This window comes from Gluconacetobacter sp. (genome assembly GCF_047721585.1).
Taxonomy (GTDB): Bacteria; Pseudomonadota; Alphaproteobacteria; order Acetobacterales; family Acetobacteraceae; genus Gluconacetobacter; species Gluconacetobacter dulcium.
The window spans coordinates 1-23,574 of sequence record NZ_JBDNXE010000043.1; the positions used below are offsets into that span (position 1 = coordinate 1).

The 23,574-nt window shown below is 67.9% G+C and carries 22 protein-coding genes and 1 riboswitch; of the genes, 12 read left to right on the forward strand and 10 right to left on the reverse strand.

The window, feature by feature from the left end:
* Together ABF821_RS09905 and ABF821_RS09910 are read left to right on the forward strand one after the other, a co-directional pair.
* Positions 1 to 526: ATP-binding cassette domain-containing protein (locus ABF821_RS09905; protein ID WP_415529896.1), on the forward strand; the 526-nt coding region annotated here is incomplete at its 5' end.
* A complete protein-coding gene (locus tag ABF821_RS09910; RefSeq protein ID WP_415529897.1) occupies positions 511 to 825 on the forward strand; it encodes an antibiotic biosynthesis monooxygenase family protein in 315 nt (104 codons plus the stop codon). The genes ABF821_RS09905 and ABF821_RS09910, both read left to right, overlap by 16 nt.
* Positions 826 to 903: 78 nt before the next feature.
* Here the strand turns inward: ABF821_RS09910 and ABF821_RS09915 are convergent, their stop codons facing one another.
* Entirely contained in the window at positions 904 to 1,854 is a 951-nt protein-coding gene (locus tag ABF821_RS09915) for an ion channel (protein WP_415529898.1), read from the reverse strand.
* 192 nt (positions 1,855 to 2,046) lie between these two features.
* Between ABF821_RS09915 and ABF821_RS09920 the strand changes: the two genes are divergently transcribed.
* Complete coding sequence (locus tag ABF821_RS09920; RefSeq protein ID WP_415529899.1) at positions 2,047 to 2,190, forward strand: hypothetical protein; 144 nt, start codon at positions 2,047 to 2,049, stop codon at positions 2,188 to 2,190.
* A 61-nt stretch (positions 2,191 to 2,251) separates the two neighbouring features.
* A complete protein-coding gene (locus ABF821_RS09925) occupies positions 2,252 to 2,539 on the forward strand; it encodes a DUF1330 domain-containing protein (RefSeq protein ID WP_415529900.1) in 288 nt (95 codons plus the stop codon).
* A 57-nt stretch (positions 2,540 to 2,596) separates the two neighbouring features.
* Here ABF821_RS09925 and ABF821_RS09930 read toward each other — a convergent pair whose 3' ends face one another.
* The 3 genes from ABF821_RS09930 to ABF821_RS09940 form a co-directional block, all read right to left on the reverse strand.
* Positions 2,597 to 2,803 carry a hypothetical protein gene (locus ABF821_RS09930; RefSeq protein WP_415529901.1) on the reverse strand — a complete coding sequence of 69 codons (207 nt, stop codon included), beginning with the start codon at positions 2,801 to 2,803 and terminating at the stop codon, positions 2,597 to 2,599.
* 126 nt (positions 2,804 to 2,929) lie between these two features.
* The gene (locus ABF821_RS09935) at positions 2,930 to 3,880 is read right to left on the reverse strand and encodes a CHAD domain-containing protein (RefSeq protein WP_415529902.1); all 951 of its coding nucleotides are present in this window, start codon (positions 3,878 to 3,880) and stop codon (positions 2,930 to 2,932) included.
* 10 nt (positions 3,881 to 3,890) lie between these two features.
* Positions 3,891 to 4,355, reverse strand: coding sequence for an Lrp/AsnC family transcriptional regulator (locus tag ABF821_RS09940; protein ID WP_415529903.1), 465 nt, complete (start codon positions 4,353 to 4,355; stop codon positions 3,891 to 3,893).
* A gap of 165 nt (positions 4,356 to 4,520) precedes the next feature.
* Here ABF821_RS09940 and alr point away from each other — a divergent pair, with 165 nt between their 5' ends.
* The 4 genes from alr to ABF821_RS09960 all read left to right on the forward strand — a co-directional run bounded on the left by alr (position 4,521) and on the right by ABF821_RS09960 (position 8,920).
* Complete coding sequence (gene alr / locus ABF821_RS09945) at positions 4,521 to 5,684, forward strand: alanine racemase (protein WP_415529904.1); 1,164 nt, start codon at positions 4,521 to 4,523, stop codon at positions 5,682 to 5,684.
* A 19-nt stretch (positions 5,685 to 5,703) separates the two neighbouring features.
* On the forward strand, positions 5,704 to 6,960 hold the full coding sequence (locus ABF821_RS09950) for a D-amino acid dehydrogenase (protein ID WP_415529905.1): 1,257 nt from the start codon (positions 5,704 to 5,706) through the stop codon (positions 6,958 to 6,960).
* Positions 6,961 to 7,072: 112 nt separating this feature from the next.
* Positions 7,073 to 7,177, forward strand: a riboswitch (SAM-I-IV-variant riboswitch).
* 58 nt (positions 7,178 to 7,235) lie between these two features.
* Positions 7,236 to 8,279: a threonine aldolase family protein gene (locus tag ABF821_RS09955; RefSeq protein ID WP_415529906.1), complete on the forward strand. Its 1,044-nt coding sequence runs from the start codon at positions 7,236 to 7,238 to the stop codon at positions 8,277 to 8,279.
* A 14-nt stretch (positions 8,280 to 8,293) separates the two neighbouring features.
* Positions 8,294 to 8,920 (forward strand): LysE family translocator, encoded by a 627-nt coding sequence (locus ABF821_RS09960; protein WP_182974102.1) that lies wholly within the window; start codon positions 8,294 to 8,296, stop codon positions 8,918 to 8,920.
* A gap of 43 nt (positions 8,921 to 8,963) precedes the next feature.
* On the opposite strand, the gene ABF821_RS09965 is transcribed toward ABF821_RS09960, so the two are convergent.
* Both ABF821_RS09965 and ABF821_RS09970 read right to left on the reverse strand, forming a co-directional pair.
* Positions 8,964 to 9,806, reverse strand: a complete 843-nt coding sequence (locus ABF821_RS09965; RefSeq protein WP_415529907.1) for a PhzF family phenazine biosynthesis protein — start codon at positions 9,804 to 9,806, stop codon at positions 8,964 to 8,966.
* 32 nt (positions 9,807 to 9,838) lie between these two features.
* Entirely contained in the window at positions 9,839 to 10,003 is a 165-nt protein-coding gene (locus tag ABF821_RS09970) for a hypothetical protein (RefSeq protein ID WP_415529908.1), read from the reverse strand.
* Positions 10,004 to 10,164: 161 nt separating this feature from the next.
* Here ABF821_RS09970 and ABF821_RS09975 point away from each other — a divergent pair, with 161 nt between their 5' ends.
* Entirely contained in the window at positions 10,165 to 11,601 is a 1,437-nt protein-coding gene (locus ABF821_RS09975) for a PLP-dependent aminotransferase family protein (RefSeq protein ID WP_415529909.1), read from the forward strand.
* Between the two features lie 21 nt (positions 11,602 to 11,622).
* On the opposite strand, the gene ABF821_RS09980 is transcribed toward ABF821_RS09975, so the two are convergent.
* From ABF821_RS09980 to ABF821_RS09995, 4 genes are all read right to left on the reverse strand, one after another.
* Positions 11,623 to 13,449, reverse strand: coding sequence for an ATP-binding cassette domain-containing protein (locus ABF821_RS09980; protein ID WP_415529910.1), 1,827 nt, complete (start codon positions 13,447 to 13,449; stop codon positions 11,623 to 11,625).
* Positions 13,450 to 13,460: 11 nt separating this feature from the next.
* The gene (locus ABF821_RS09985; RefSeq protein ID WP_182974106.1) at positions 13,461 to 14,309 is read right to left on the reverse strand and encodes an extracellular solute-binding protein; all 849 of its coding nucleotides are present in this window, start codon (positions 14,307 to 14,309) and stop codon (positions 13,461 to 13,463) included.
* Positions 14,310 to 14,412: 103 nt separating this feature from the next.
* On the reverse strand, positions 14,413 to 15,039 hold the full coding sequence (locus ABF821_RS09990; protein WP_182974107.1) for a trimeric intracellular cation channel family protein: 627 nt from the start codon (positions 15,037 to 15,039) through the stop codon (positions 14,413 to 14,415).
* Positions 15,040 to 15,111: 72 nt separating this feature from the next.
* Positions 15,112 to 17,106, reverse strand: a complete 1,995-nt coding sequence (locus tag ABF821_RS09995) for a M61 family metallopeptidase (protein ID WP_415529911.1) — start codon at positions 17,104 to 17,106, stop codon at positions 15,112 to 15,114.
* A 712-nt stretch (positions 17,107 to 17,818) separates the two neighbouring features.
* Between ABF821_RS09995 and ABF821_RS10000 the strand changes: the two genes are divergently transcribed.
* Genes ABF821_RS10000 through ABF821_RS10010 form a run of 3 tightly spaced genes read left to right on the forward strand, consistent with a single transcriptional unit; the run spans position 17,819 to position 23,572 of the window.
* Positions 17,819 to 18,967, forward strand: coding sequence for an efflux RND transporter periplasmic adaptor subunit (locus ABF821_RS10000; protein ID WP_415529912.1), 1,149 nt, complete (start codon positions 17,819 to 17,821; stop codon positions 18,965 to 18,967).
* Positions 18,960 to 22,052, forward strand: coding sequence for an efflux RND transporter permease subunit (locus ABF821_RS10005; RefSeq protein WP_183009935.1), 3,093 nt, complete (start codon positions 18,960 to 18,962; stop codon positions 22,050 to 22,052). Before ABF821_RS10000 ends, ABF821_RS10005 begins: the two co-directional genes overlap by 8 nt.
* Complete coding sequence (locus ABF821_RS10010) at positions 22,049 to 23,572, forward strand: efflux transporter outer membrane subunit (RefSeq protein ID WP_415529913.1); 1,524 nt, start codon at positions 22,049 to 22,051, stop codon at positions 23,570 to 23,572. Before ABF821_RS10005 ends, ABF821_RS10010 begins: the two co-directional genes overlap by 4 nt.
* Positions 23,573 to 23,574 lie beyond the last annotated feature (2 nt).

Sequence of the window (23,574 nt, forward strand, 5' to 3'; positions counted from 1 at the left end):
ATGCCCGCCCGCCCGGCGCGAGGCCATCGCCAGCGAAGCCCTGCGGCGCGTCGGCCTGGAGGCATTCGCCGGGCGCGATGTCATGAGCCTTTCGGGCGGCGAGCGTCAGCGGGCGCACCTCGCACGGGTGCTCGCCCAGCTCGCCCCATCCATGCACGCGGGCCGTCCCGGCTTCCTGCTGCTCGACGAACCGATTTCGGCCCAGGACCTCGCCAGGCAGCGCCTAGTGATGGACATTGCGCGCGACCATGCCCGGCAAGGCGGCGGTTGCCTGATGGTACTGCACGACCTCAACTGGGCCGCCAGCCGCGCGGACCGCATCCTCGTGCTGCACCATGGCCGCACCCGCGCGCAAGGGCCACCCGCCCAGGTCCTGACGCCGGACACGCTGGAGACGACGTTCGACATTGCCGCCCTCCGCCTCCGCATCCATGTGGAAACCGGACGTCCGTTCGTCATTCCGCATGATTTCGCCCAATTCCGGGCCACGACCGAAAGAAAGAGCGCATCATGTATATCGCCATGAACCGGTTCCGCGTCACCCCCGAATGCGAAGAGGCCTTCCAGCGCCGCTGGCTGGACCGCGACGTGCTGCTCAAGACGGTTCCGGGCTTCGTCTCGTTCCAGTTCCTCAAGGGGCCCCGGCGCGACGACTACATACTGTACGCCTCCCACACCGTCTGGGAATCCTGTGACGCCTTCATCGCCTGGACGCAATCCGAACAGTTCCGCCAGGCCCACGCCACCGCTGGCGAAGGCAAGAAACTGACGATCGGCCCGCCGGTCTTCGAAGGGTTCGACGTGCTCCAGAACGTCACGCTCTGATCTCTCGCGCCGGGCTGGCACGGGGCGCACGGGTTCCGGTCGTCACATGGTCATTGGGACCGGAAGCCGCTCTGACCGTCACTCTCCTTCGGTCGCATGGAAGCGGGTATAATCGACCGTGATCCGCCCGTCGGCCGAGGCATCGATGATATCGACGAAACGGTGATTGTACAGCACCCGGTCGAAGCCGTAGGCCGTACGGGCAAAGACGCTCTGCCCCGACACCTCGTCGGTTCCGGTCACGGTCAGGACGATCTCCGCCTCCTCCTTGTGCAATGCCTCGATCGTCAGGCCGTTCAGCGGGCTGTGCGCGTCGATGACATGCATCAGCGAAAAAGCGAAGCGCAGGACTGGAATATGCGACTGCACCAGCACCAGCGGATCGAACTGCCGGGCCAGCCGCCCGTTCGGCTGGACGATCAGGCGCGAGAGAAACAATTCCACATCCACCGACAGGATCGGGCTCAATCGCCGGTTGGCGATGCGCAGGCTCAGATGCGCCGTATCGCCATCCTTGCGGATCAGGGCACTGTTGCTGAACATGAGCCGCGCCCGTGGGCGGGCGAACCGTGCAAAGACCAGCCCGGTCGCCACCGCATTCAGGATCATGCCCCCCAGCAGTTCGCATGACGCGATGACATGCGCCGCCCGGCCCACCGGAGCCATTACGCCATAACCGACAGTGGAAAAGGTCTGGATACTGAAGAAGAAATAATCCCAGAACACGCCCGGCCGCGTGCCGGTAACCTCCCGTGGCACCATCATGTAAAGCAGCGCGAACGCGGCGTTGACCACGATATAGCCGGCCAGGGCATACCAGAAGAAACTGCTCCACCGAATCGTCAGGGCATGGTGATAGAAATCGGACCACGCCCTGTCGGCATGACCCACCCGCACGATATTGTCATCGCTCCGCCCTTCCAGCGCACGATGAAGCCGCAAACGGGACAGCGCCTGCGGCACATGGGCTGCCAGAAGTCTTTTTCCCGTTCTCTTCTGCTGCCCCGACGGCTCCGAAGCCCCGCCCATTGCCGCGAATCCTTCCCTGCATGAATGATCGCAGCGAGAATGGCGTCAAAACCGCATACTGCGTAATGCCATTGATCGCGCAGGTCTCATGCGCGCGGCGCTCTTCCCTTGCCCGTTTTCCGATCCGGCGCGACACGAAGGATTTCCATACGGGCCTCCCCGGCCCGCGCATTGCGGCATCAGGCTTCCACGGTGCGAGATCTCGATACCATCATCGACACCATGAGCGACGCGCCGACCGGCCGACACCTCACCTCTTTTGCCGATCCGGACGATCCGCCGCGGGAACCGTATGAAAGCGTGCCCATGGATGCGCACCCGACCACAATGACGTGACGTCGGGTGGCCGGCGACCACCCGTCATGGCAGACTCATTTTTCCACAGGAGAAACAGGCCATGACCGCCTATATCGTCTTTACCCGCGAAGCCACCACCGACCAGTCGGAGCTCGATGCCTACGGGCAGGATGTCGCCAAGAGCTTCGCAGGGCATCCCCTCAAGGTGCTGACGGCTTACGGTTCCCAGCAGGTGCTGGAAGGAACACCGCCCGAAGGCGTGGTGATTCTGGAGTTCCCCGATATCGAGGCGGCACGCGCCTGGTACGACAGCCCGGCATACCAGGAGGTGGTGAAACACCGCTGGAAAGGGTCGTCCTACCGCGTCGTCATCGTCCAGGGCACCTGAGCATCCATCCGGAGAGGCGCGCGGGCGGTAATCCGGCGCGCGCCTCCAGTCCGGTCGTCAGGCGGCGGCGCGTGCCGCGACCCGCTGCCGGCGGAACAGGCTGGCCGCCAGCATGCGCGCATCCTGAAGCGATGCCATGATCTGCCCGTTCAGCGGACACAGCCATTCGTGAATGGCACGAAAGACGCGCGTTCCATCGTGACGGGACTGGATGACAACCCCGACGAATACACCGTCGATCTCGACGATCTCGGATTTGATCATGACATGGCTCTCCTTCTCGCGGCAGCATGTCCGTAAGAATGCGGGTCCAAGACCACGATACCGGGCCGGAAGCAACGACGGCCCGATGAAGACTTCGTGACAGTCCGATGAACGCCTTTTCCGACGTCAAGCCCAGAAGACCGGCGTGCGGCGAAACTTGCGCCACCGCCTGTGCGCCGCCTCATGGGTCGCATCCTGCCGGCAGCACAGAAAGCCGGTCACCGCGCCCACCACATGGCCCATCTCGCCACCCGCCGCGCCGTCGAACAGCGCCAGCAACCGCCCGGTGGTCAACACATCGCTATCCACCCCCAGGGCCGCCTGCACCGCCGCCAGACGCCGCAGATAGCGGCTGTCCTTCTGTGCCGGCACATACAGCGTGACGAAGAATTCCGACGCATAGCGCAATTTTTTCAGCGCCAGACGTACCTGATGGCGCTCCGGCGGCGTCAGTCGCGCGAACCCCCTCCCCTCGCGCCGCGCCTTGCGATGCAGCCGCCCAAGATGGCGGGCCGCGAAATCGGCCGCCGGTTCCTCCAGCGCCCTCAGCCCCGCTGGCGAACGCGCCTCGTCCCACAGACCACCATCGGCCAGGTGCCCCATCAGATGCAGGACCCACCCGGCATCCTCGCCGCCCAGCACCTGCCGCACCCGCGCATAGGCACCGTCGCGCAGAGACCCGGCCAACGGCAGGAGAAGCCCGGCAACATTCACCCCCGCCCGCCCCAGTGGGCTGAGACCGGGCAGCGTTTCCAGCATGAAGACATCCCAATCCCGTGCGTCGCCGACCGCGCGGGCCAGCATGCGCGCCCGCGCCGCCGCCTCGTCCAGCGTCGCGCTGGGATAATCGCGGCGCAGCAGCCCCACCAGTGCGCGGAAACGGCGCAGGGCCACGCGCACCTGATGCACGCCCTCCACATTCCGCCCATCCATCGCCACCGGCAGATTGGCCTCCAGATGGTCGCGCAGGACGCGGGCGATCCGTACCACGGCCCGGCGCACGGTATCATCCTGCTCCAGTTCCACCGGCTGGGCCCGATGGCTGTCGGGAATGGCGGTTTCGCTCTGGTCCGACATGCGCCCTCCTTTATCGCCAGACCACGGGACGAATGGCGAAATTGCTCTGGATCTGGGCCACGCCCGGCAGGCGCGAAAGTTCCTCGTTATGGATGCGTTCGTAATCCGCCGCGTCCCGCACCGCGACATGCAGCAGGTAATCGGCATCGCCCGTCATCAGGTAACATTGGCGCACATCGGGGCATGTCTTCACCCGCGCCTCGAACCGCCGCAGGCATTCCTCCGTCTGCCGGTCCAGCGTGATCCGCACGATCACGATCGTCGTCCCCTCGCGCCCCCGCTCGTCGATGATCGCGCGATAGCCCCGGATCACCCCGGCCCGCTCCAGTTGCCGCACCCGCCGCAGGCAGGCCGAAGGGGACAACCCGACCCGCTGCGCGAGGTCGGCATTGGTCATGCGCCCGTCCTGGCTCAGATGGCGCAGAATCGCCTCGGTCGCCCGGTCCATATTTTGTTTTGAATCGGAATCTATCATGCTTCAGCAACCATCCCGGCAGATTATGCCATTCAGGCGCAGAGAGTTGCATATTTCGCGCCTCGGCGACAGATCATGCGGTCATTCGGCAGGAAATATCAGCCAAAGCCAGCCTAAGCTGACGGCGCACATCCCATGCCCTGATCGGTCGAGGCCGCGCCGCCCATGCCCCACTCTCCCCCCGCCACCCCTCTGTGCGACGCCAGTTGGCCCCGTGGCCGGGCCGGCGCGACCCTGACGATCGACCTCGACGCCATCCGCGCCAATTACCGCACGGTGCAGGCCCGCGCGAGCGGCGCGGAATGCGCGGCGGTGGTCAAGGCCGACGCCTACGGGCTGGGCGCGGCACGGGTCGCCCCCATGCTGGAACGGGCGGGCGCACGCACCTTCTTCGTCGCCCATGTCGACGAGGGCATCGCCCTGCGTCCCCATATCGCCCCCGCGAGCCGGGTCTTCGTCCTGCACGGCCCGCTGGCCGGGGCCGAGGCCGATTGCGTGCATCACGACCTGATCCCGGTCCTGAACAGCGTCGAGCAGATCGGCGCCTGGCGTGCCCTCGCCCACCGGCTGGGCCGCACCCTGCCGGCGGCGGTGCAGTTCGATACCGGCATGTCGCGCTTCGGCCTGTCGGAAGAGGATCTGGAGCGGATCGACGCCGACCCCGACGGCTGGCACGGCATCGAACGGTGCCTGGTCATGAGCCACCTTGCCTGCGCAGACGACCCGTCCGACCCGGCCAGCGCCCATCAGCGCGAACGCCTGCTGGCCATGCGCGCGCGCCTGCCCGCCGCGCCCCTCAGCCTGGCCGCCTCGTCAGGCATCTTCCTGGGGCCGGATTTCCATTTCGACCTGGTGCGCCCCGGCGCCGCGCTGTACGGCGTGGCACCCAACGGCACCGCGCCCAACCCCATGCGCCCGGTGGTGCGCCTGCAGGCACGCATTCTCCAGACCCGCACCGTCGGCCCCAGGGACGGTGTGGGCTACGGCCTGACCTACCGCCCGACCAGCAGACGCCGGATCGCGACCATCGCCGCCGGCTATGCCGACGGCTTCATGCGCCACGCGGCGCGAGAGGGCCGCGCCTGGCTGGGCACCCAGCCCCTGCCGATCGTCGGCCGCATCTCGATGGATTCGATGGCCGTCGACATTACCGACGCCCCCGATTCCCTCACCACCCCCGGCGCCATGCTCGACCTGCTGGGACCGCAGCACGGGGTCGACGAGGTCGCGCGTGGCGCCGGCACCATCGGCTACGAAATCCTGACTTCCCTGGGCCACCGCTACCACCGCGCCTATGTCGCGGACGGCGCGGCCTCTTCCCTCTCCTGAGCGGACCTGACGACACATCATGAAGATCATCATTCTCGGCGGCGGCGTGGTCGGCGTGACCTCGGCCTGGTACCTCGCGCAGGCCGGACACACGGTCACGGTCATCGACCGCCAGCCGGCGGCGGGGCTGGAAACCAGCTTCGCCAATGCCGGCCAGGTCTCGCCCGGCTATTCGTCCCCCTGGGCCGGGCCGGGCGTGCCGCTCAAGGCCGTGCGCTGGCTGCTGATGGCCCATCGTCCGTTCGTGTTCCGCCCGATGGCCGACCCGCACCAGTGGCGCTGGCTGACGCAGATGCTGGCCAACTGCACCACCGCCGCCTACGACCGCAACAAGGGCCGCATGGTCCGGCTGGCGGAATACAGCCGCGACGTCATGACCGAACTGCGCGCCAGCACCGGCATCACCTATGACGACCGCCAGCAGGGCACGCTCCAGGTCTTTCGCAAGCAGAAGCAGCTCGACCATATCGGCGAAGACCTGCGCGTGCTGGACCAGTACAATGTGCCCTACGAACTGCTGGACGCCGCCGGCTGCGTACGGGCCGAACCCGGCCTGGCAGCGGCGCAGGGCAAGCTCGTGGGCGGCCTGCGCCTGCCGGGCGACGAAACCGGCGACGCCCACATGTTCACCCAGCGCCTTGCCGCGATGGCGGCGGAACGCGGCGTAACCTTCCTCTACGACACCACGATCCGCAACCTGAAGCGCGAGGGGGGCCGCATCGCCGGCATCGACACCAGTCGGGGCCGGATGGAGGCGGATTCCTACGTGCTGGCGCTGGGCAGTTTCTCGCCCGCCATGGTGCGCGGCCTGGGGCTCGACCTGCCGATCTATCCGGTGAAGGGCTATTCCATCACCGCCCCGATCGTCGATGCCGCGCGCGCCCCGGTTTCCACAGTGATGGACGAGACCTACAAGATCGGCATCACCCGGCTGGGCGACCGTATCCGCGTCGGCGGCACCGCCGAACTGGCGGGCTTCAGCACCACGCTCCGCGCCCCGCGCCGGGCCACGCTGGAACATTCGCTGACCGACCTCTTCGCCGGCGGCGGCGACGTACCGGCCGCCACCTTCTGGACCGGCCTGCGCCCCATGACACCGGACGGCACGCCGATCATCGGCCCGACCGGAATCGACAATCTCTATCTCAATACTGGCCACGGCACGCTGGGATGGACCATGGCCTGCGGCTCGGGCCGGGTGCTGGCCGACATCCTCTCGGGCCGCAAGCCGGACATCGCGCACGAGGATCTGGCGCTCAGCCGCTATAAAGCCTGATCCAGGCAGCGCCCGGCCCAACCGCCGGGCGCCTTTTCCCATCCAGTCGAAACGCCCCCCCGCCATGCGCCGGGGGCTCGCTTGCCGCCGCCGATACGCTGCGATATGGTGCGCGCCGCATCCAGAGCCGGGACCTCCCGGCACCAACCTGCATCCGAGCAAGGTGGCGTTCCCGTTATGGGAAGATGTGGCCGATCCGGCAAAAAACGGACCGCTACCTCACTGTCATCGATCCTCGTGGTGCCTGTAGCAAGCGAGGAAAGGCCGCAACCGCGATGCCCAACACCCAGCAATTCGCCAGCGACAATTACGCCGGCATCTGTCCCGAAGCCCTGCGGGCGATGGAAGAAGCCAATCGCGGCTCGGCCACCGCCTATGGCGACGATCCGTGGACGCTGCGCGCCGCCGACGCCTTCCGCCGGACATTCGAGACCGATTGCGAACTGTTCTTCGTCTTTAACGGCACGGCGGCCAATTCGCTGGCGCTGGCATCGCTCTGCCAGTCCTACGAAAGCATCATCGCCGCCGATATCGCCCATGTCGAAACTGACGAATGCGGCGCGCCGGAATTCTTCTCCAACGGCGCCAAGATCCTGGTCGGCCGCACCACCAACGGCAAGCTGACGCCCGAGACGATCCGCGCGTTCGTGCTGGGCCGCACCGACATCCATTTCCCGCGCCCCAAGGCCGTCACCATCACCCAGCCGACCGAGACCGGGCAGGTCTACACGCTGGACGAGATCCGCGCGATTTCCGCCACCTGCCGCGAACTGGGCCTGCGGCTGCACATGGACGGCGCGCGCTTCGCCAACGCCGTCGAAACCCTGGGCTGCGCCCCGGCCGAAATGACGTGGCGGGCCGGTGTCGATGTCATGAGCTTCGGCGGCACCAAGAACGGCATGGCGATCGGCGAAGCCGTGATCTTCTTCGACCGCGCCCTCGCCGAAGGCTTCGACTACCGCTGCAAGCAGGCGGGGCAACTGGCCTCCAAGATGCGCTTCCTCTCGGCGCCCTGGGCCGTGATGTTCGAAACCGGCGCCTGGCGCACGCATGCCGCCCACGCCAATGCCTGCGCCCGCCATTTCGCCCGGCAGGTCGAGGGGCTTCCGGGGGTGGAAATCATGTTCCCCGTCGAAGCCAACGGCGTATTTCTCAAACTGTCGGAGACCTTGACCGAAGGGCTGCATGCGCGGGGCTGGCGGTTCTATACCTTCATCGGCGGTAGCGCCCGCTTCATGTTCGCGTGGGATTCGCAGATTGCCCGCGTGGATGCGCTCGCCGCCGACCTGCGCGCGCTCACGACCGCCGACGCGGCATAGGAGCCCTCCCCGTCATGACGCTGCAATCGTGGCTGCTCTACCTCAATGCCGTGTTCCTGCTTTCGGCCATTCCGGGGCCGAACATGACGCATATCATGACCGCCAGCATCCGCTACGGGGTGCGGCGGGCACTCCCGGACATGACGGGCTGCCTGCTGTCGCTGGTCGCGCTGATGGCGGCCTCGGCACTGGGGCTCAGCGCGGTGCTGGCGGCCTCGCCCCTGTTGTTCACGATCCTGAAATTCGCCGGTGCCTTCTACCTGATCCAGCTTGGCATACGCGGCTGGCTGTCACACGCCCCCGCCGCGCAGGCGGAAGGCGCCGCCCTGCCGCCACTGGCCTGGCACAGCTCGCTGCGCACGTCGTTCCTGGTCGGCGCCAGCAACCCCAAGGCCATCATCTTCGCGGCGTCGTTCCTGCCGCAATTCGTCAATCCCGCCGCCCCGCAGGCTCCGCAATACGCGCTGCTGATCGCAACCTCGGCGGTGGTGGAAGTGCTGTGGTACCTCGTCTATGCCGGCAGCGGCGCCCGGCTGGCGGCGGTGCTGTCCCGCACCACCTGGCGCCGGCGCATGCAGCGCACCAGCGGCGCCCTGTTCATCCTGTTCGGCTGCGTGCTGCTGCTGCACGATCCGAAATAAGGAAAGAACAGGACGCCATCTTTTCCAAAACCCTCTCATGAAACTATAGCGCAACCTGTCCGCTGATCCGGGTCACGGTCGCACCGCCGATCCAGATTCCCGCCTCGTCCCGCGCCACCCGCACGCGCCCCATCCGCCCCAGCACCGTGCCCTGGCTGGCGATATAGGATTGCGGCGCCAGACCGGTACCGATCAGCCACTTCGCCAGTCCGGCATTCAGGCTGCCGGTCACCGGGTCCTCGAAAACCGCGGCCCCGCCGATAAAAGCCCGCACCTCGAAGCTGGCTCCATCCCCATCGCACTCCGGATTCCAGGGCGCGACCACGCCCACGTTCCAGCCCGCCAGCGCCTGGGAATCAGGCCGAAGCGCCAGAAGCTCCTCCCGGTCGCCCAGCATCAGGCCGACCCAGCCGGGGCCGTTATCCACCCAGTTCGCGGCGACCACCCGATCGGGCGACAGGCCCAGCCCGCGCGTGACGACCGTCAGATCCGCCGCATCGACCGGCCCCGCCCGACGCAGGGGCGGCGCGGCGAAGGCCAATCCGTCAGCATCGCGACGCACCGTCACCAGGCCGGCGCCGCATTCCTGCACCACGTCGCGCCCCTGCGGCACGCCGCCCATGGCCAGCCAGACATGACACGACCCGAGGGTCGGATGACCGGCGAACGGCAACTCCGTCTCCGGCGTGAAGATCCGCACCCGGTAATCGGCACCGGGCTGCGTGGGCTTGAGCAGGAAGGTCGTCTCGCTCAGATTCATCCAGTTCGCGAAGGCCGCCATCTGCCCGTCGTCCAGCCCGTCAGCCCCCGCGACGACGGCCAGAGGATTCCCCTTCAGCGGCGCCGCCGCGAAGACGTCAACCTGATGAAAGATATATGTCGTCATCAGTTCTTTCTCCGAATTCCCACGATCATTCATCACGCCGCTCCATGCAGCGTCAGTAACAGGATCAGCCCCAGCGCGATGATCAGCCCGATCCCGGCCGCTTCGACGTGACACCAGATCCTGCCCTCCCCAGGCTGCTGGACTGGCTGGGCCGGCTTCCGGGCGGATCGCGCTTCCTTTGCCGCGATGACCATCATCAATCGTCCTCTCTCACGCGCGAAGAGGCCCTCCGTCCCACACATTGTACTATTACAATATTGCGTTCCTCTTCATTTCTGTAGTTTTGTTCTAGGATTATCGAGGGTCAATCGTTATATTGTCCTAGTTCAATCCGATCGCACCGTTCACGGCAGGACAAATGACCCAAATCTGGCGCCCCGACATTCCGCCTTCACCCGGCCCGCTCTATGCCCGGCTGACCGACGCGCTGGAACGGGATATCGCAGCCGGCATCCTGCCGGCAGGCAGTCGCCTGCCGCCCCAGCGCGACCTGGCCCATACGCTCGGGCTCAGCGTCGGTACCGTCACCAAGGCCTATGCCGAGGCCGAGCGACGCGGCCTGCTGCTGGCCCATGTCGGCCGAGGCTCCTTCATTCGTGGAACGAGCCCCGATATCGCGATCGCTACCAGCTTCGACTCGGTGGCTTCCGCCTCCGAAGCCAAGGCAACCGGCCCGCAGGGCACCGGCATCGACCTGCGCTGCAACATCCCGCCGCGTGTCGGATTGTCCCGGGCACTGGAGCGCGCGGTCGCGGATCTGGCCGCCAGCGGGCAACTGGAACCCGCCGTCCAGTATATCCAGGCCACCGGCCTGCGCTCGGTGCGCGAAGCCGGGGCGGCGTGGCTGGCGCGCCGCTACGGTCTGGCATGCGACCCGGCCGACCTGATCCAGTGCAATGGCGGCCAGCACGCGATCACGCTGGTGCTGTCCTCGCTCTGCCGGCCCGGCGACACCGTGCTGTGCGAGTCCGCCACCTTCTACGGCGCCCGCACCGCCGCCGAACATATGGGCCTGACATTGCGCGGCGTGGCGATGGACGAGGAAGGGCTGATCCCGTCCGCGCTGGAACGCGCCGCGCTCGAAACCCGTGCCCGCGTCCTGTTCACGGTCCCGACCCTGCAAAACCCCACCACCCGGACGATGAGCCTGTCCCGGCGGCAGGACATCGCACGGGTCGCCCGACAGCACGACCTGACGATCTTCGAAGACGACGCCTACTATCTCTATGCCGATCCGGCCGACCGACCGCCGCCGCTCGCCGCCATCGCGCCGGAACGCACGGTCTATCTCGCCAGCATTTCCAAGGGGGTCTGTCCAGGCTTCCGCCTGGCGTTCGTGACCCTGCCGCCCAATGTGGCGCGCGAGCGGATCATGCGCGGCATCCGCGCGCTGGGCTATTGCCCGCCGGCACTCGGCGGCATGATCTTCGCGCGCTGGGTGGCGGACGGCACCGCCGACGCCGTCGCCGACGCGGTCCAGGCCGAAGCCGCCGCACGGCTGGCGATGGCACGCCAGATCCTGGGGCCTGCCATGGACAGTCCGGGCGCGGCGCGCTCGCCCCATGTCTGGGTGCCGCTCTCCCCACTGGCGGCCCAGCGCACCCTGAACCACGCCCTGCGCGCCGGGGTGGACCTCACGCCGCCCGAAGCCTGCTGCGTGTCCCGTGACGCCGAGTCCGGCCTCAGGATCTGCCTCGGCGCTCCGGACGACCGCCCGACCCTGGAGCGGGCGCTGCACATCGTACGCGACGCCATCCACGAACCCGCGATCAGCGAGGCCCGCGGCATCATCTGATCCGCCTCCAGGAGCCGGACATCAGGCCGCCGGCCACACCTGAAGACAGCGTGGGTCGATGCTCACCCGGCACGCGCCATCCGCCGCGCAGGACGGATCGGCCACGATCTCCAGTTCGGCATCCCCCAGACGCAGCCCCATCGGGCGCTGGCCGTCGCGCACCTTGCCCCGCCACAGGATACGGGCGGGGCAGGCGCCATCGTCCGCCACCCGGATCTGGTAGGGCCGCGCCGACCAGCGCACCCGCGTCCCCGGCGGCGGCAGATCCGTTCCCTCCCCGTCCGGATGCCGCGCCAGCAGCGTCACGCCCTGCCCCACGTCGATCCGTCCGTCCGGCAGCATCGTCCCGTCGCCGATCGCCTCGGCGCCCAGCAGGCGGGCGGCCAGTTCGCTGCCCGGCCGGGCGAACACATCGGCGGTCGGTCCGGCACGGATCACGCGGCCGGCATCGAGCAGCACCAGTTCCTCCGCCATGGCCAGCGCCTCCGCCGGATCATGGGTCACCAGTACCGTCAGCACCTCCATGCCGCGCAGCACGGCCAGAACCTCCCGCCGCAGCCGCGCGCGCAAGGGGGCATCCAGCGCCGAAAACGGTTCGTCCAGCAGCACCAGGTCCACACGGCACCGCGACAATGCCCGCGCCAGGGCCACCCGCTGACGCTGGCCGGGGGAGAGTTCGGCCGGATATCGCCCCGACACACCCTCAAGCCCCAGCGCGCCCATCCAGGCCGCCGCCCGCTCCGGCACGCAATCGGTCGCGAACGTCACCTGCCGCGCCACCGTCAGATGCGCCGGCAAGGCATAACCTTGCGGCACATAGGCAACCGCACGCTGCTCGGGCGGCAGCGGCGACAGGTCGCTTCCATCCAGCCGCACCGTCCCCGCCACATCCTCCAACCCCGCGATGGCCCGCAGGGTCATCGATTTTCCCGATCCGGATGGCCCGAGGATGGCAATGCGCCGCGCCCGGCTTTCCAGCGTCACGTCAAAGGTAAAACCCGGCAGGTCACGGCGGATCGCCAGCGCCAGATGGCGCGGTGGTGCCTCCACCCCCTCCCGCGCGGCCAGAAGCGGCAACGTGGCCATGCGGGGCGCGGCACCACGGGCGACGGGTCGCGTCAGCCAGTGCCCCGCCGCCATTGCCAGCCCGGCCAGCAGCAGGGTCGGCGCCAGTACCGGCAACATGGCCGGCAATCCCGCCTCGCCGAACGCGACATAGGTAAAGACCGGCAGGGAGTAAGGATGATAGGCGAGCATCACCGTCGCGCCGAATTCGCCGAAGGCCCGCAGCCACGCCATAACCAGCCCGGCCAGGATCGACCGCCACGCCAGCGGCAGGCTCACCCGGCGGAAGATGGCGCCCGGCCGGTGCCCCAACGTCGCCGCCACGTCCTCCAGTACCGGATCGACCGCCGCGAAGGCCGAACGGGCGGCGATGATCAGGAACGGCGCCGCGACGAACATCTCGGCCGCGACGATGCCGGCAAAATGCTCGCTCAGCCCCAGCCCGCCCAGCGGCCCGCCATAACCCAGCAGAAACAGCAGCAGCACGCCGCCGGCCAGCGGCGGCAGGGCGAGCGGCAACTGCACCACCCCGCCCAGCCACACCGTCCACCAGCCGCGCCCCCGCGCCAGCACATACCCCAGCGGAATGCCGAACAGCCCGATCAGCAGCGTCGCCACCCCGGCACTGGCCATCGACACGCCGGCGGCCCGGGCCAGTCCAGCGCGATCCACGCCGGCCCAGTCTGCGTCGCCCAGCCGCACCATGCCCGCCACGAAGGGTGCCAGCAGCCACAGGCATAGAAGGCAGGCCAGCCCCTTTACCGCACCGGGCATGGGCCGCATGCCGCGCGCCGTCAGGGACGAATGACCGGCCGCACCAGCGCGGGCAGCGTCCTGTCATCTCCCACAAGAACCGGCACCATCTTCTCCAGCCCATGCTGCCGCAGAACCGCGCTCCCCTCCTTGCCCAGCAGGAAGGCAACGAACCGCGCCGCCCCATCGGGGTTCGGCGCATCCTTCAGGATCGTGACCGAATACCGGGCCGCCAGCGCCAGTTCCGGCGGCAGTTCTATGCTCGGGATCTGCATGTCGGCGGTTTCCATCGCATAGAAGAAACCGACATCGATCTGTCCCGATTGCAGGCGCCCGACCAGGCTCTCCTCCGGCCGTACCTGCCCGGACCGGTCAGAGCCCATGATCCGCGCCGCCAGGCCAGGCTGATGGTAGAACGCTTCGGCCTGCTGCAACATATGGACGGTCAGCGCCCCTTTCGGGTCCAGCGCCGGGTCGGTCCGGCCGATCCGGACGCCGGGCAATTGCAGGACCTCGTACCAGGGCCGTGTCTGCAAGGCGTCGACGATGGGACTCTGCGGATTGTACCCGATCACCAGCGGCGAGCGCGCGAAGATGATAAACCAGCACACCAGGTCGCCCAGCCGGCCGTTCAGGGCCGGATCGGCGCTGATGAACACATCGCCCCGCCGCAGCCCACCCCGGATCTGATGCACAAGGGCACCCGACGGGCCCGCATAGCCGCGAAAGATATCGTCGCCGATCGCGTCGAAAGCCGGGGCGACGCCCCGTTCCATCAGCTTCAGCAGCGAACCGGCATACAGCACGTCCACCGTCCGACCGTCCCACGCCCAAGCCCTTGCCGGAACGGGGAGCATCGCCGCCCCCAACAGCATTGTCCGACGTCGCATTCTCTCTCCCGCCTGTTCACGCGGCAGACAGCATACCACCGGGCTTGGATTTACAAGAGACTGTTTCAAAAGCTCCGATCGTGACCGGAAACGTCAGGCAGCCTCAGCGCGCGACGCCCGGCAGGTTCCAGCCGTACCGCAGGGCCATGAGCCGCAGGCCGAAACAGACCAGCCCGCCCGCCACGGCCCCCCAGGCCACCGGCACGGCCAGCCGCCGGCTGGCGACGACCACCGCCGCGCCAGCCAGCGCGGCGGTGGCATAGATGTCCGAAACCAGGATCAGCGGCACACGCGCCAACAACAGGTCGCGCATCACCCCGCCGCCCACCGCCGTTACCATGCCCATCAGCGCAGCCCCCAGCGCGCCGACACCGCGCGACAGGGCTTTCTCGGCCCCCGCGACGGCAAACAGCGACAGGCCGGCGGCATCCAGTACCGCCAGCACCGATCCCCCCGGCGCGAGCCGTAGCGCGGGCGGGAGGAGAAACACCATCAACCCGGTCAGGAAGGCCAGCGCCGGATAGCGCCAGTCGCGGATCGCACTGGGCGGCACGGCACCGATCAGCACGTCGCGGATCATGCCGCCGCCCAACGCGACCACGCAGGCCAGCACCATGATGCCGAACAGATCGAGATGGCGCGCGGACGCCACCATCGCGCCTTCGGCGGCGAACACCAAGGTTCCCGTCAGATCGGCAACCAGAACGACCGAGGCCAGGGTCGGACGCATGTCAGAATCCGCTAGCCCCACCCGGCGGCGGGAAGCCGAAACGCACGCGCATCAGCCTCCCCCCTCCAGTCCTCAGTGACGCGGCGCCAGGATAGCGGCCAGCATGTCCGGCTTGCCCTCCACCCGCTCCAGATGCGGATAGCGCAGCCCGCCATGATACGGGACCGAGACCGTCACATACCGATCGCCTTCCTGCAACAGCAGCGCGATCGGCGCGGCATGCGCGTCCTTCGCTTCGACGATCGCCTCGCGCAGCACGTCGGGGTCATACGCCTCGCCATTCACCGCGATCACCTTCGCATCGCGGGTTATGCCGGCCTGCCAGGCAGGGCTGCCCCATTCCACATTGCCCAGCGTGCCGCCCTTGCCGATGGTAAGCCCCAGCGAGAAGGCGAAATCCTCCACATGCCGCACGCTGGCGAACGACCCGACATATTTGTTGGGCTGATCGGTATAGACCAGCCGGTACCCACCGCGCGTGAACCCGTCCAGCGGTGCGTGCTCCGAGGTCTCGTCCAGCCGCTTGCGCAGGAACGTCGCCCAGTCATAGGGCTGGATGTCGTTCAGCGCCTTCACCACGTCGTCGAACTCGTACGTGCTGGTGATGAAGCTGCCGTCATTGGTGCCGAAGAAATGGCGCGCCACATCGTCCAGCGAATGCTTGCCGCCGGAAAGCTGGCGGATCAGCGTATCGGCATCCAGCCAGATGAGCTGACCTTCGGAATAATAATCCTCGCTGCGCTGCCAGCTCCGCCAAGACAGCGGCGCGCGCCGCGCGATTACCGGGTCGTTCGTCGTATCGATCAGCGGCCGCCAGGTGCGTCCACGGCGCGTGTCATACACCGCCCCCACCTCGGCCAGCGCCTCGATCACCTGCGGCGCCGTCATCAGGCCCGCGCGCGCCGCCAGGACATACCCCCAGTACTGGGTCTGCCCTTCATAGACCCACAGGCCCGTCCCACGCTGGGGGGTATTGAAGTTCGGCGCCCACAGGCCGGCCGGCCGGCGGTATTTGCCGTTCCACGAATGGGTGTATTCGTGCGCCAGCAGGTCGCGGGTCGCGAACGTCTTGTCCCATTCGGTAAAATAGCCGCGCGGACCGCTGTTTTCGCTCGACTGGTGATGCTCCAGCCCGATCCCGCCCAGTTCCTCGGTCAGCGCGAGCAGGAAGTCATAATGATCGTAATGATGCGAGCCATAGAGCAGGTTCGCCTGCGTCACCAGCGCGCGATGCGCCGCGATCTGGGCATCGCTCACCTCCAGTTCCCCCGGCTTGTCCGCCACCAGGTTCAGCGCCACCGGCACGGCGGCACCCGGCGCCAGGTCGATGCGGCGGAAATACCGTCCGGCGAACAGCGGGGAATCCACCAGCGTATTGAACGTCACCGGCTTGAAGGTCACGACGTCGCCGGCCTTGCCCTGCGCGCGCAGGGCCGTGCCGTACTGCCAGCCCGTGGGCAGGCGCAGGCTGGCCTCGACCGGGATCTGGCGCGTGAAATACCCGGCCGGATAGAGCGCCACCGCATTCCACTGCACGTTCAGCATCTCGGGCGTCATCACCACGCGCCCTTCCTCGCGCGAAACCGGCGACAGAAGCTGGAACGACACATCCACCGTATGCGCGCCCTTGGGCACGGGGATATGGAAGGCACTGACCGTCACGTTGTCGCGCAGCCACGGCAGCGTCACCCCGCCGGCCTTCACCACCAGGCCGCCGAACTGGTCGAGCGCACCGGTCGGCGAATGATCGCCCGGCAGCCACATCGGATAGAACAGCGGCAGGTCGCCACCAGTCGCCGCCAGCGCGGCCGGCACCGGCACGGTCTCGTGCACGGTCATGATATGCCGCGCCAGGTCGGTGGCATCGACCGACAGCCGGATGGTGCCGCCGAACGGCACGTCCCGCGGCGCCGGGATGGAATCGGGCAGCGGCAGAGGCTCCGGCTGGGGCTGGGGCTGGGGCTGGCTGTCAGCCGCCCCCGCGCTCTGCGACAGCCCCACCAGGCCGACCGAGGCCAGGGCCGTGGACAAGGAAAGGGCGAGAATGCGTTTGGAAAGCGGACGCAAATGGACAACCTTTCAAAATTTCGGGAAATCGCATGCAGTGCCGGGTCACAGGCCCGGCGATCACATTCCGCAATGACATGAAATACGCTGTCCGTCACGCCACCGGCCGGCGCGCGGCCCGACCCACAGGCGGGTCTCATCCGGAGAGCCCTGAAATGCCTGTGAAATTTTCATGACATATACGAATTCCGTATTCTCTCGCGAGAAAATATTAAATAACGATCATCTTATCGATATGGTTTTGAAAAAATTTGTAATATTTTATCGATCGTCATACGTGCCTGTCGTGCCCGTCCCTCCTGGCCGCGCATCGGCCGGATCGGCCCGATACAAAAGAAAACGCCGTGCCAGACCTGATACAGACATATGTTTTCCTTTCCTCTTTCCCACATCCCGTTTTTCCCCGCGCGGCCGGCTCCCTTTTCCCCACGGCGGGCACGGCGCGTACCGTCTTTCCGGCACCTGTCTTCCTCGCCGGGCGACAACCCCGTTTCGCGCCCGCTACGGGCTTCCCTGCCCGCAAGGCGGCCCCTCCCGCGCGCCCATGGACAAGGATCGGGATCGTCGCTAGTGGCAGCACGCGGCACCGGCCCCAGCCCCAGCCTCCCCGTACCTGCGTTCCCGTAACATCTTCTCGTTCAGAATCGGTTCCGTCCTGGCCCTCGTTGGGGTTGGATGCCTCCTTATTCTCCAGGACCTCAGGCTCAGGCCCATGCACCAGATCGCGCCCGTGACACCTTCGCCGCCCTTCCCCCGATCATCCGGTCGCGCCACGCGTCTGCTGGGGGGCAGTCTCCTGGCCTGCGCCATCCTGTCCGGGGTCGCAACGTCCGCCATGGCTTCGGCCATGGTACGCAACGACCATGGTCTGCTGACGGTCGCGGCGGATTCGCCGCTGGCGGCCCGCCTGTCCGTCAACTCCGTCACGCTCGCCTCGCCCAGCCGCACGATTCCGGTGCCCGGCGAAATCCGTGCCGAGCCGTCGCAGTCTGTTTCGGTCATGACGCCGGTTGCCGGCGCGACCCTCAGCCTGCCGGTCACCGCCGGCGACCATGTGACGCGCGGCCAGGTCCTTGCCGAACTGGCCTCGGGCGACATGGCCCTGGCCACGACCGACGCCGCGAAGGCCCGCGCGGGGCTGGACTATGCGCGGCGCGCCCTGCTGCGCGCCCAGGGCGTCGCCAGCGCCGGCGGCGCCGCCACCCGCGATGTGGAAGCCGCCCGCAGCGCGTGGCTCCAGGCCCAGGCGGAAGACGACCGTGCCACCGCGCGGCTGGCCGCCCTGCGCGCCCAGCCCGGACAGGGCGGCGTGATCCGGCTGACCACGCCGATCGACGGCACGGTTTCGGCGGTCAACACCGCCCCCGGTGCCTTCGTCACCGACCCGACGGCACCGCTGATGACGGTCACCGGCACGCAACAGGTCTGGGCCGTCGCCGCCGTGCCGGAAAACCTGACCAATACCGTCCATACCGGGCAGGCGGTCGATATCACCTTTCCCGCCCTGCCGGGCCGGACGACGCATGGCACGATCGCGGCGATCGAGCCGGTGCTGCATCCCGATACCCGCACGCTCCAGGCGAGGGTGGTGCTGGCCAATGACGATGACACGCTGAAGCCCGGCATGTTCGCCACCGTGACCATCCTGAGCCCGCAGCCACCGCGCATCATGGTCCCGCAATCGGCGCTGCTGATGAACAACGACACCGTGACGGTGTTCGTCGAAGTCGCGCCCCATGCCTACAGGCGGCGCGATATCGAGATCATTTATGACGACGGCGACCTGTGCGAGGTCACGTCCGGCCTTTCGGCCGGCGACCGCGTCGTGACCCAGGGCGCGGTGCTGCTGAACGATGATTAACCGCTTTATCGCCGCCTGCCTGCAGCAACGGCGCATCGTCTTCGCCGCCATGATGATCCTGATGACCCTGGGCGCGATCGCCTGGCATCAGATCCCGGTCGAGGCCTACCCCGACCTGGGCGCGGTCAACGTCCAGATCACGAGCCAGGTACCCGGCCTCGCCGCCGAGGAGATCGAACAGGAAGTCACGGTCCCGCTGGAGCGCCTGCTGGCCAGCACGCCGGGGCTGGTGGACAGCCGCTCCAGTTCGACTTTCGGCCTGTCGCTGATCACCCTGATCTTCAAGGACGGCACCGACGTCAACACCGCGCGCCAGCATGTGTCGGAGCAGCTCGCACAGGCCGCGCTGCCCACGGGCGTCGTCCCGACGATGGGGCCGATCACCGGCCCATCGGGCGAAATCTACCGCTACACGCTGCAATCCGACGGCCGGAACCTGATGGAACTGTCCGATATCCAGAAATGGATCGTGATCCCGGCCCTGGAACAGGTGCCCGGTGTCGCGGCGGTCAATAATTTCGGCGGCTTCACCATCGAGTACCAGATCGTCCTCGATCCGCAGGCCCTGTTCCGCTACGCCGTCGGCGTCAATGACGTGATCGCCGCCCTTCAGGCCAACAATGCCAATGGCGGCGGCGGCCGCATCACGCGCGGCGATCAATCCTATGTCGTGCGCGGGGTCGGCATGGTCCATACGCTCGGGGACATGGGCGCCATCGCGGTGACCCAGCGCAACGGCGTGCCGGTCCTGATCCGCGATCTGGGCGAGCTGCAACTGGGCCATCAGGTGCGCGAGGGCATCCTGGGCCTGAACGGCAACTCGGATACGATCGAGGGCATCGTCACGATGCTCAGCGGGCAGAACCCGTCGCTGGTGCTGCAAGACCTGCATGACACGATCACCCGGCTTCAACTCCGGCTGGCCTCCTCGGGCGTCAGGATCGTGCCGATCATCGACCGCGACAGCCTGGTGCGGACCACGACCGACAAGGTCACCCACACGGTGATCGAGGGCGTGAGCCTGGTCTTCCTGATCCTGGTCCTGTTCCTGGGCAGCCCGCGCAGCGCGATCGTCGCCGCCGTCACCATTCCGCTGGCGCTGGCCACCGTCTTCGTGCTGATGCACCTGCTGCACATGCCGGCCAACCTGTTCTCGCTCGGGGCCATCGATTTCGGCGTGATCGTCGACGGCGCCATCGTGGTGACCGAGGCTATCCTGCGCATCCGCGAGGAACGGCCCGACCACAGGATGGACGAGGGCGACATCCTCGCCGTGACACGGCATGTGGGCAAGGCGATCGTCTTCGCGACGCTGATCATCATCATCGCCTACGGCCCGCTCTTCGCCTTCGAAGGCGCGGCCGGCCGCCTGTTCCGGCCGATGGCCTTCACCGTCAGCTTCGCCCTGCTGGGCGCCCTGCTCTGCGCCACGACGCTAACGCCCGCGCTGGCCTATCTGGCCATGCGCAAGCCGCACCGCCTGTATCACAACGTGCCGCTGGAAAAGCTGCACCATGCCTATCACAGGGGCCTGGGCCATATGGTGGACCGGCCGTGGGCGGCCTATCTGGGCGGCGCGATCGCCTTCTGCCTGGTGGTCTGGCTGGGCGCACGCACGGGGCGCGAGTTCCTGCCCGATCTCGACGAAGGCGCGCTGTGGCTACAGATCCAGCTTCCCTCGGGCCTGTCGCTGGAAAAGGCCAGCGCGATGGCCGACGAGATCCGCGACGCGATCCGTGCCTTCCCCGAGACCAGTTTCGTGGCGACGCAGATCGGCCGCAACGATTCAGGCACAGACCCGTGGAGCCCCTCGCATATCGAGGCCCCGGTCGGCCTCACGCCCTACAAAACCTGGCCGCACGGCGAAACCCGCGTGGCGTTCATCAACCGCCTGCATGACCGGCTGGCGCAGATTCCCGGCATCACCTTCGGCATCAGCCAGCCGATCGCCGACAACATGAACGATCTGGTCGGCGGCGCGCACAGCCCGCTGGTCCTGCGCGTCTATGGCGACGACCTGAAGGAACTGCGCCGGATCGGCACCCATATCGTGTCCATCCTGCATCAGGTCCCCGGCACCGCCGACGCCTCGATCTTCCAGGAACCCGAGATTCCGCAAATGGATATCACGGTCGACCGGGCAGCGGCGGCCCGCTACGGCGTCAACGGCACGGATATCATGAACGCGGTCCAGAACATGGTCGGCGATGCCGCCGTGGGGCAGGTCTATGTGGGCGACCGCATCTACGCCATGACCGCGCACATGCAGCGGCGCCTGAACAACGACCTGCCGGCCATCCGCCAGATTCCGCTCACGGGCCTGAACGGCGCGCGCATTCCGCTCGGACTGGTCGCCCACATTGCGCTCCAGACCGGCGAGGCGAACATCGCGCACGAGATGAACCACCGGCAGATCACCATCCGCGTCGATAACGGCCAGCGCCCGCTGTCGCAGTATCTCGCCGATGCCCAAGGCCGCATCGCCGCGCAGGTGCATTTCGACTCCGCGCGCTACCGGCTGGAATGGGCCGGCACCTTCCAGCAGGAGGAACGCGCGGAAGCCCGGCTGAGCGTGGCGCTTGCCATCATGTTCTGCGTCATGCTGGTCCTGCTGTTCAGCCAGTTCGGCTGCCTGCGCCAGGCGTTCCTGGTGATGGCGGTGGTGCCCATGGCCACGCTGGGCGGCCTGGTGGCCCTGAACCTGCGGGGCGAGACGCTGAACATCGCCACCGCCGTCGGCTTCATCGCCCTGTTCGGCGTCGCGATCCAGAACGGCATCATCATGATCTCGGCCATCAACCGGCTGCGCGACGAAGGCATGCCCCTGCGCGACGCGGTGCTGGAAGGGGCCGGCGAGCGGTTCCGCCCTGTGCTGATGACGGCCACCGTCGCCAGCATGGGCATGCTGCCCGCGGCCCTGGCCACGGGTATCGGCACCGATGTCCAGCGTGGCCTCGCCACGGTCGTCGTCGGCGGGCTGGGCATCGCCACCCTGCTGACGCTGTTCATCCTGCCCACCTATTATTGCGAGCTGGAAGCCTGGCAGGCGCGCCGCGCCCCGCGCCGGAAGGGAGACCCGGCATGACCGCCTTTCCTGCGCGCGCCCCGATTTCGGGCCACTGGCGGCGCCTGCTGTGCGGTGCCGGCGCGCTCGCGCTGCTGGCGGACCTGGGCGGCTGCGCGGTCGGACCGAACTTCCACCACCCCTCCGCCCCCGCGACGCAGTTCGCGCAGGCGGGCCGCCCCACGCGCACCGACAGCACGGCGGGAGCGGACGGACAGGCCCAAACCTTCCACCCCGGCGCCGACATCCCCGCCCGGTGGTGGGAACTGTTCCACTCCCCGGCTCTGGACCGACTGGTCCGGCACGCGCTGGCCAACAGCCCGGACCTGGAGGCCGCACGCCACGCGCTGCGCGTGGCGCAGGAAAACCGCGCCGCCCAGGCGGGGGTGCTGTATCCCAACATCTCGGCCAGCTTCAATCCGGCACGCTTCAAGACCTCGCGCACCTACTCGCCGGTGCCCAATAGCAATCGCTGGCTGTACACCGTCCACACGGCGCAGTTGAACATCTCCTATCAGGCCGATATCTGGGGCGGGCTGCGACGCGGGATCGAAGCCTCGGGCGCCCAGCGCGACGCCGAACGCTACCAGCTCGAAGCCGCCTACCTGACCCTGACCGGCGAACTGGTCCAGGCGGCCATCGCCTACGCCGCGCTGCGCGCGCAGGTCGATACGGTGCAGGACGTCATCGCCAGCCAGCGCCAGATCCTGGAATCCGCCACGCGCCAGATCGCCCTGGGGCAGATGTCCGACGCCGACCTGGCCCAGCAACGCGCCCAGCTTGCGCAGGACGAGGCCACCCTGGTGCCCCTGCGCCAGCAACTGTCGCAGCAGCATGACCAGATCGCCGCCTTGGCCGGCGACATGCCCGACGCGCCCACGCCCGATTTCACGCTGGACGGCTTCACCCTGCCCCAGGACCTGCCCGTCAGCCTGCCCGCCCGGCTGATCGACCAGCGGCCGGACGTCAAGGTGGCCGAAGCCGGCTGGCACGCCGCCTGCGCGCAAGTGGGCGTCGCCATCGCCAACCGCCTGCCCAACCTGCAACTCAGCGCCCAGCCGGGCCTGGCGGCAGCCTCGATCGGCCAGATGTTCGTCCCCGGCTACGGCCAGTGGATGGTCGCCGGCATGCTCTCCCAGCCCCTGTTCCAGGGCGGGCAACTGATGCATCAGGAACGCGCCGCCCGCGCGCAGTACGAACAGGCCGCGGCCGAATACCGCTCCGCCGTCGTCGCCGCCGTGCAGGACGTCACAGACAGCCTCAACGCCGTCAGCGCCGATGCCACGGCCCTGGTCGCCGACAGCGAAGCCGAACGCGCGGCCACGCGCAGCCTCGACATCGCCCGCGCGCGCCTCGCCTACGGCGACGCCTCGCGGGTGGACATGCTGCTGGCCACCCAGACCACGCTCCAGGCCCGCGTCACCCTGGCACAGGCCCGCGCGGCCCGCCTGTCCGACACCGCCGGCCTGTTCCAGTCGCTCGGCGGCGGCTGGTGGAACCGCCATGACGCTCCACCCGCCCATGGCGGCTGGCCGCCATAAAA

What these genes read in the sequence shown, in the direction of transcription:
- ABF821_RS09910 (WP_415529897.1), top strand. Translation starts at nt 511, where the DNA reads ATGTATATCGCCATGAACCGGTTCCGCGTCACCCCCGAATGCGAAGAG.
- ABF821_RS09915 (WP_415529898.1), bottom strand. Translation starts at nt 1,854, where the DNA reads ATGGGCGGGGCTTCGGAGCCGTCGGGGCAGCAGAAGAGAACGGGAAAA.
- ABF821_RS09925 (WP_415529900.1), top strand. Translation starts at nt 2,252, where the DNA reads ATGACCGCCTATATCGTCTTTACCCGCGAAGCCACCACCGACCAGTCG.
- ABF821_RS09930 (WP_415529901.1), bottom strand. Translation starts at nt 2,803, where the DNA reads ATGATCAAATCCGAGATCGTCGAGATCGACGGTGTATTCGTCGGGGTT.
- ABF821_RS09935 (WP_415529902.1), bottom strand. Translation starts at nt 3,880, where the DNA reads ATGTCGGACCAGAGCGAAACCGCCATTCCCGACAGCCATCGGGCCCAG.
- ABF821_RS09940 (WP_415529903.1), bottom strand. Translation starts at nt 4,355, where the DNA reads ATGATAGATTCCGATTCAAAACAAAATATGGACCGGGCGACCGAGGCG.
- alr (WP_415529904.1), top strand. Translation starts at nt 4,521, where the DNA reads ATGCCCCACTCTCCCCCCGCCACCCCTCTGTGCGACGCCAGTTGGCCC.
- ABF821_RS09950 (WP_415529905.1), top strand. Translation starts at nt 5,704, where the DNA reads ATGAAGATCATCATTCTCGGCGGCGGCGTGGTCGGCGTGACCTCGGCC.
- ABF821_RS09955 (WP_415529906.1), top strand. Translation starts at nt 7,236, where the DNA reads ATGCCCAACACCCAGCAATTCGCCAGCGACAATTACGCCGGCATCTGT.
- ABF821_RS09960 (WP_182974102.1), top strand. Translation starts at nt 8,294, where the DNA reads ATGACGCTGCAATCGTGGCTGCTCTACCTCAATGCCGTGTTCCTGCTT.
- ABF821_RS09965 (WP_415529907.1), bottom strand. Translation starts at nt 9,806, where the DNA reads ATGACGACATATATCTTTCATCAGGTTGACGTCTTCGCGGCGGCGCCG.
- ABF821_RS09970 (WP_415529908.1), bottom strand. Translation starts at nt 10,003, where the DNA reads ATGATGGTCATCGCGGCAAAGGAAGCGCGATCCGCCCGGAAGCCGGCC.
- ABF821_RS09975 (WP_415529909.1), top strand. Translation starts at nt 10,165, where the DNA reads ATGACCCAAATCTGGCGCCCCGACATTCCGCCTTCACCCGGCCCGCTC.
- ABF821_RS09980 (WP_415529910.1), bottom strand. Translation starts at nt 13,449, where the DNA reads ATGCGGCCCATGCCCGGTGCGGTAAAGGGGCTGGCCTGCCTTCTATGC.
- ABF821_RS09985 (WP_182974106.1), bottom strand. Translation starts at nt 14,309, where the DNA reads ATGCGACGTCGGACAATGCTGTTGGGGGCGGCGATGCTCCCCGTTCCG.
- ABF821_RS09990 (WP_182974107.1), bottom strand. Translation starts at nt 15,039, where the DNA reads ATGCGTCCGACCCTGGCCTCGGTCGTTCTGGTTGCCGATCTGACGGGA.
- ABF821_RS10000 (WP_415529912.1), top strand. Translation starts at nt 17,819, where the DNA reads ATGCACCAGATCGCGCCCGTGACACCTTCGCCGCCCTTCCCCCGATCA.
- ABF821_RS10005 (WP_183009935.1), top strand. Translation starts at nt 18,960, where the DNA reads ATGATTAACCGCTTTATCGCCGCCTGCCTGCAGCAACGGCGCATCGTC.
- ABF821_RS10010 (WP_415529913.1), top strand. Translation starts at nt 22,049, where the DNA reads ATGACCGCCTTTCCTGCGCGCGCCCCGATTTCGGGCCACTGGCGGCGC.